At 34.9% G+C, this 4,120-nt stretch carries 4 protein-coding genes and 1 pseudogene; 2 read left to right on the forward strand and 3 right to left on the reverse strand.

Annotated features, from left to right (window positions below; all coding sequences use genetic code 11):
* Window positions 1-123: 123 nt before the first annotated feature.
* A complete protein-coding gene (mleBCA, locus tag KI356_RS25850) occupies window positions 124-981 on the reverse strand; it encodes a BCA family alpha/beta fold macrolide esterase (protein WP_212936871.1) in 858 nt (285 codons plus the stop codon).
* Window positions 982-1,206: 225 nt separating this feature from the next.
* Between mleBCA and KI356_RS25855 the strand changes: the two genes are divergently transcribed.
* Window positions 1,207-2,133, forward strand: coding sequence for an NADP-dependent oxidoreductase (locus KI356_RS25855; RefSeq protein WP_212936872.1), 927 nt, complete (start codon window positions 1,207-1,209; stop codon window positions 2,131-2,133).
* Between the two features lie 61 nt (window positions 2,134-2,194).
* Here the strand turns inward: KI356_RS25855 and KI356_RS25860 are convergent, their stop codons facing one another.
* Window positions 2,195-2,899 carry a class I SAM-dependent methyltransferase gene (locus KI356_RS25860; protein WP_212936873.1) on the reverse strand — a complete coding sequence of 235 codons (705 nt, stop codon included), beginning with the start codon at window positions 2,897-2,899 and terminating at the stop codon, window positions 2,195-2,197.
* Window positions 2,896-3,798 carry an SMP-30/gluconolactonase/LRE family protein gene (locus KI356_RS25865; RefSeq protein WP_212936874.1) on the reverse strand — a complete coding sequence of 301 codons (903 nt, stop codon included), beginning with the start codon at window positions 3,796-3,798 and terminating at the stop codon, window positions 2,896-2,898. Before KI356_RS25865 ends, KI356_RS25860 begins: the two co-directional genes overlap by 4 nt.
* Window positions 3,799-3,954: 156 nt before the next feature.
* On the opposite strand from KI356_RS25865, the pseudogene KI356_RS25870 reads away from it, so the two are divergent.
* Window positions 3,955-4,120, forward strand: a pseudogene (locus tag KI356_RS25870) (DUF2197 domain-containing protein); the annotation flags it as partial.

Genomic DNA, 4,120 nt, shown 5'->3' on the forward strand with positions numbered 1-4,120 from the left:
CAGTTTATCTCCCACCTAATTTCTTTGCTTCAGCTGAATTTTGAGGTGGGAGTTTTACTGCCCGGCAAATAGCAGGATAAATAGAAGGGGCAAAACAATGTGTGTCCCTTCTAATAGTTGTTCTTACCTTATATGGGATATATGTTCTGAAACTGCTTTAATAATTTTATCCCAGTCATCGGGATGATTCTCGTGTCCTGCACCTTCAAGGGGTAATAGCTTTGAGTTCGGAATTTCATCAATAAGTGCGAGTCCATGTTCAAGCGGAAGAGCTGCATCGTCCGTACCATGAATTACTAAAGTAGGTACTAGTAATGACTTAAGTATACCTTCATAAGAATCATCACCTGTAAGGAGGGCATGGTTAAACATGCTTAATAAATTGTTGGCACGTTCTATTTCTTGCTTTACTTGTTTCAAAGTTCTTGCTTCATCAAATATACGCTTTGATCCACAGAGTAGACGTGATCCTGTAACTAAATATTTCGCTATAACATCTTTATTTGTCCAATCCAAATTCGCACCATTAGCATGATGTGTCAAAATTCTTTCATCCATTGGAGGCAAATCACGAGTATTGTTATCAGATCCAATAACGCTTGTTGCTAGTAATGTTAAGGACAAAATTCTTTCTGGGTGTTTTACTGCAGCAATTTGAGCAATCATACCTCCTAATGACATGCCAAAAAGGTGTGCCTTTTCAATATGATACGCATCGAGTACCCCGATTGCATCTTCAGCGAGGTCTGCTACAGTGTAATTGGAAGTCCCAGGCTCATATGTAACAGAGCGTCCAACATCACGGTTATCATAGCGAATGACAAACCTTCCTGTGCTAGCCAACCTTTCACAAAATTCTTCATCCCAATAAACCATTGAACACGTAGCTCCCATAATTAATAATATTGCTGGGTTATTTGGGTTACCAAAGCTTTCTGTACATATATCAATACCGTTTACTTTGAAAACTTGTTCACTCATAGTACACTCTCCGTTTCAATTAAAGTTCATTACCAAATTAACTCTGCGTTTTTCTTAACCGTAAATTGGATTGTATGAAAGTAAGATAAATGTTTTTTGTACTCTGGATTCTTAGTTAGTAGAGTAACATACATAGCACCTCCAAATATATTTATTTTCAATCAAGACGAAATATTTTGAAAAATAATTGTTTGTTATTAAAATAAACAGCAAGGAGGAGAGGAAATGAAAGCAATTGTTATTAATCAATACGGTAGTGTTGAAGAACTACAAGAAAGACAAGTTCCAAAACCGATTGTTAAATGTAATGAAGTATTAATACGCATACACGCAACATCTGTCAATCCTGTTGATTGGAAAATAAGAAAGGGAGACTTACAAGAAAAGTTGCGATTTTCATTTCCAATTACATTAGGATTAGATGTTGCTGGAGTAGTTGAAGAAGTTGGAGAAGATGTGAATCATTTTAAAATAGGAGATAAAGTGTTTACGAAACCCGAAAATATAGGGAAAGGTTCTTATTCTGAATACATTACAGTGAAATCAGATTTAGTAGCGCAAATGCCTAATAATCTTAATTTTGAAGAAGCAGCATCTATACCTCTTGCAGGGCTTACAGCTTGGCAAAGTCTTGTTGATTATGCACAAATAAAAGAAAATGACCGAGTATTAATTCATGCTGGAGGGGGCGGAGTAGGGAGTTTTGCAATTCAAATCGCAAAATCATTTGGGGCCTTTGTCGCAACAACTGCAAGTAGTAAAAATGAAGAGTTTTTAAAGTGTTTAGGAGCTGACCTTGTTATTGATTATAAAAAAGATAAATTTGAAGAGCTACTATCAGATTATGATATTGTGTTAGATACAATCGGTGGAGAAGTACAAGAAAAAAGTTTTCAAATTATTAAATCTGGTGGTGTTCTAGTTTCTATCGTTCATGAACCACTTCATGAAGTAAAGGGCATAAAATCAGGGTTTTTATGGTTGAAACCAAGCGGGAAGCAATTAGACGAATTAACTAGTTTGATCCAAGCTGAAAAAATTAAACCAATCATTAGTAAAATTGTTCCGTTTAATGAAGAAGGAGTTAGAGAAGCTCATATTTTAAGTGAAAGTCAGCATACGAGAGGGAAAATTGTAATTAAAATGGAATAAGCTTTACATAAATATGCGAGTGGTGACTGGATAAAATAAAGATTGTCCCCACTTGCATATACTATAATTTTTGAACGACATAAGTAATCGCATTCGTTTTTAATGTAATGTTTTTTCCGTTACGTACAATATCATACGATAAACTCTTTATTTCAACTTTTACTTCTTGCCATTCAGAATAAACGTCTTTTAGTGTACGTATCATTTCTTCCGTGAAAAGGTTAATTTCAATTAAAGCATCTAATTCTTGATTCGTTTCCAAGTCAATTTCTTGAATGTTAGAGTTAACTATTAAAAAGTTGATACCACCACTCTTTGTCCCATTTTTCATAGAGTGAAGCACTTTTTTAAAATCGTCTATTGATCTGACATGTTCTAAACTTGATACTGCAACGATGTAGTCATAAGTATTAGGTGCAATATAGTAGTCTTCAATTGCTGCTTGTTCCGTTTTTATGTATTCAAATACACCATGTTCTTTGCTGTAAACTTGTAGCTTCGTTAAAGCCGAATCAAGTAGATCAACACAAGTAACAGTGCTGCCAGTATTCATGATTTTTTGTGCAATCGGAATACTGTTTCTACCAACACCAGAGCCAAGGTCAAGTATTTGTAGGTCTTTCTGTCCTCTAAAATAGATCAGCATGTCCATAACTGTTTTAACAGGTTTATAAAGCCAAGATCCCGCTTCGAATAATTTATATTGTTCATAGCAAAGATCGTGATACTTTTTCTCTTCTCGTCTTATGTAATCGATTCTGTTCATAGTGTTTCAGCTCCAATAGTTTCATGGCGAAATGAATAGGTTGGACAACCTTTAATATTTGTTTGAATTCGAAATAGACCACCGGCATGTGGGTACTGTTTTAGTTCCGCATCCGTCATTCTTGTTCTGGCGGTTGTGATATATAAATCAGTTAAATTAGGCCCTCCAAATGTACACGACGTTACATACAACGCAGGAATCGGAATACTTAAAATCTGTTCTCCAGTCAAGGGATTCCATCTAGTAATCTTCGAGCCTCCCCAATGTGCAATCCATAAACAACCTTCTACATCAATTGTCATACCATCGGGTAGACCTTCATTTTCAGGGAAGGTGATAACATCTGTTGGATTGCTAATTACACCAGTATGTATGTCATAATGAAAACGGGCTATTTTTTTAGTAGGTGTATCAATAAAATAAAGGTATGTATTGTCAGGCGACCATGCTATGCCGTTTGATGTATTTACATGGGACACTTTTTTCTCTACGTTGAGATTATTATTTAAAGAATACAAGGAACCGGCGCCATTTATACCATATAAGTCAGTAGTGCCCGCCCAAAAGCGGCCAGCTGGATCGCATTTCCCATCGTTAAAACGATTTTCTATTAAATGTGGTTCAGGATCATAAATATGTGTAAGCTCTTCTGTATTTAGATTAAGAGAATAAAATCCTTTTTCCATAGCTAAAAGTACTACATCATCTAAATATGGAACGACACAACCGATTTGTTGGTCGAGAATAATCACTCGGTTCATATTACTAGCATGATTGTAAAGGCATAATTTCTTCTCTATAATATCAACCCAATATAGTATTTGTTTCTTCTCATTCCAGCAAGGACCTTCACCTAAACCTGCCTTGGCATCTACAACTAATTCAATGTTTCTGAACAATATGTTTCACCCCAATTTATTAAAGATACATATAAAATTCGATAAAAATGGAGGTAAACCTTTTGTTGGATTGGAATAAGAAGATGTACTGTGAAAAAACGAAGACCTTCTCACATAACTCGAATATTGCATATAACCATGGGGAGGAAGAGGTATATGCTGTTTTATGAGATTATTTGTTTTTTATGTAAAAATGTACTTCGAGTATATGAAGGAAGTGGTAAATATAAGAAATTCAAAAGGAAAGTATTGTTGTGAAGAGTGTATTCATAAAATTCAACTAGAAGCAATAAAATATTTTTTAGATAATGAAAGAAAATCA

Origin of the sequence: Bacillus hominis, from assembly GCF_018332515.1 — a bacterium.
Lineage (GTDB): Bacteria > Bacillota > Bacilli > Bacillales > Bacillaceae_G > Bacillus_A > Bacillus_A hominis.

Bases quoted from the DNA above. Each gene is read 5' to 3' on its own strand.
- mleBCA (WP_212936871.1), bottom strand. From the start codon at position 981: ATGAGTGAACAAGTTTTCAAAGTAAACGGTATTGATATATGTACAGAA.
- KI356_RS25855 (WP_212936872.1), top strand. From the start codon at position 1,207: ATGAAAGCAATTGTTATTAATCAATACGGTAGTGTTGAAGAACTACAA.
- KI356_RS25860 (WP_212936873.1), bottom strand. From the start codon at position 2,899: ATGAACAGAATCGATTACATAAGACGAGAAGAGAAAAAGTATCACGAT.